The following is a 2,144-nucleotide window of genomic DNA, read 5'->3' as shown; positions in this document are numbered from 1 at the left end:
AGCCATTTTTTCGGCAGTCTTGATTTGTTGGTGTTTCCATAGGTACTAAAAGTGTTTAATTTTTAGTCAACCTATTTTAGGACGATACACGCTCGAAAGTGTCGCACAACGTCTCGTGGCTTGGCGTCAGTTGGGAATTTGGTTATCCAAATGTATAAATTAAAGACCGAACTTGCAAGTACAAAACCAACTTTAAAGTATGCCTAAAACCCCAATTGCGCCAAACCGCTGTTGTGCGAGGTTTTTTTACAATGTTACGGATAAGTTTAATCTTCCACCAAGTCCAACTTCTATTATTCTTTGTAAAGTAGAAATTCTTACATCTTTGACGTTATTTTCAACTTTTGAAATGTAAGATTTGTTAGTTCCACATTTAACTGCAAGTTGCTCTTGAGTTAAACCCTTTTCAATTCTTGCATCGTGAACTAAAGCACCTAATTTAAAGTTTTCGTAACCTTCTTCAAATTCGGTTCTTTCAACAGTTCCTTTTTCTCCAAATTGTTCGTTAATAATTTGAGAAAGTGTTTTCGAATCTTTATTTGTTTTCATAATATTCAGTTTTAATTTTTAATGCTTTCGCAATTTCATTTTTCGGTGTTTTTTGCGTCTTTTTCTGAAATCCATTTGCTAATACAATTAATTTCCCTTCGTCGAAAAAACTAAAAACTCTAAAAATATCACTTCCTTGTTGAACTCTAACTTCATAAAGTCCGTCGGTTTCTTCAATATGTTTTAAATAAGTTTCTGGAACTTGTTGAATTTCTTCAATTAATTTCAAAGTCCAAGCAATTTTCGCTTTCACTTTCGGATTTTGTTTTTCAAGGAAATCCTCAAAATATGATTTATACGAAATCACTGTTCTATATGTAATTCTGTTTTCCATTATGCAAATTTACAAAAGTAGTCTTAATAGACAACTATTTTTTGTAAATTTTTCAAAACTTATTTTTTCGGTTTATTTTTTCGGTTTATTTTTCGGGCAAAATTTCGCACAACGTTCCCAGGCTTTACGACTGTTGCGGACTAAAGAAGCCGAAACTTTCGGTTAAGCACTGAATTCAAAGATACAAAACAAACTTTAAATTATGCCCAAAAACCGCAATAGCGTAAAACCTTTGTTACAAGAGGTTTTAGTTTTTTTGTTCCATTATTTAGATTATAAAAATAGCGATTTTAGAGAAACCTAAAATCGCTATTTGAAAATTAAGAAAAAAATTATTTTTTACTGTTTTATTAAAACATAATCCCCTGAAGGAACTACAAAATCATCAGGTGGAGGAGTTGTTCCAGCTTTATAATATTTAGTATAAGCTCCTTGCAAATTTAGTTTCATAGCTTCTTGACCAGCGACTGTTGTTTTTCTTAATAATAACTTACCTGTTAATGTACTAGCAGGTTCTTTAAAGTATAAAAGTAGCCTCATTTCGTTTGTAGCACAATCGTTGCAAGGAGGGTTTTTTACATTTTTATCGAAAATTGTGTTTCCTGCAATTTTATGTCTTGTTTGGTCGACATAGACTGTTGTTATATCTGGAATTGTATTTACTAGTGTGGTGCCACTTACTTTATACTCGTAGCCACCAATAATTAAATCTTCATAATACACACTGTTAAATTGATTTATTTTTTTTACTAAAATAACTCTTAAAGAAATATTACCATTTGTATACAACCATGTGCCTACAAAAGGGTCAAGAACGTTATTTATATCTTTAAAATATTCTCCATTAATAGGAGGCCAATGACCATCTTGATTTTTTATATTAGTTATTGGTGTTTGCGATTTGCAACTTATTGTTGCAATAAGTAAAAAAGTTAAATATATATATTTCATAATAAGATGTATGTTAATTAATTGCATTTGTATGGTTTTACTTTTTGTGGCCCAAAATCTGGGGTCTCTAAAACTAATTGACTCCAGCCAGTTAAAGCACTGTCGGCTTTAAATAATTCTATTCCAAAGCTAGCAAATCTTTTTAGAAAAGCTAGCTCACGATCAGAATTAATTGGTTTAGAATACATATCTGTCATTCCTTTATCCATTTTTTCTAGCATGTCTTCTTCAGATATGTTTGCTGAATCTGGTATAGCATCAGTTTCTTGTGTAAGCATATCATAAAATGCATCAGGGTCGCTAATATTTA

General features: G+C 31.1%; 4 protein-coding genes. All 4 read right to left on the bottom strand.

The annotated features are described in order from the left end of the window. Window positions 1-246: 246 nt before the first annotated feature. The gene (locus tag ACHZC3_RS02025) at window positions 247-549 is read right to left on the bottom strand and encodes a helix-turn-helix domain-containing protein (RefSeq protein WP_394758208.1); all 303 of its coding nucleotides are present in this window, start codon (window positions 547-549) and stop codon (window positions 247-249) included. Then, on the bottom strand, window positions 536-883 hold the full coding sequence (locus tag ACHZC3_RS02020) for a type II toxin-antitoxin system RelE/ParE family toxin (protein ID WP_394758207.1): 348 nt from the start codon (window positions 881-883) through the stop codon (window positions 536-538). Before ACHZC3_RS02020 ends, ACHZC3_RS02025 begins: the two co-directional genes overlap by 14 nt. A 339-nt stretch (window positions 884-1,222) precedes the next feature. Beyond that, window positions 1,223-1,834: a DUF6705 family protein gene (locus ACHZC3_RS02015; RefSeq protein WP_394758206.1), complete on the bottom strand. Its 612-nt coding sequence runs from the start codon at window positions 1,832-1,834 to the stop codon at window positions 1,223-1,225. A 17-nt stretch (window positions 1,835-1,851) separates the two neighbouring features. Continuing rightward, window positions 1,852-2,144, bottom strand: a 293-nt coding sequence (locus tag ACHZC3_RS02010) for a hypothetical protein (protein WP_394758205.1), incomplete at its 5' end; no start/stop codon positions are given.

It is taken from the genome of Flavobacterium sp. (assembly GCF_043720215.1).
Lineage (GTDB): Bacteria > Bacteroidota > Bacteroidia > Flavobacteriales > Flavobacteriaceae > Flavobacterium.
This window is presented reverse-complemented; position numbering and strand designations above follow the sequence as displayed.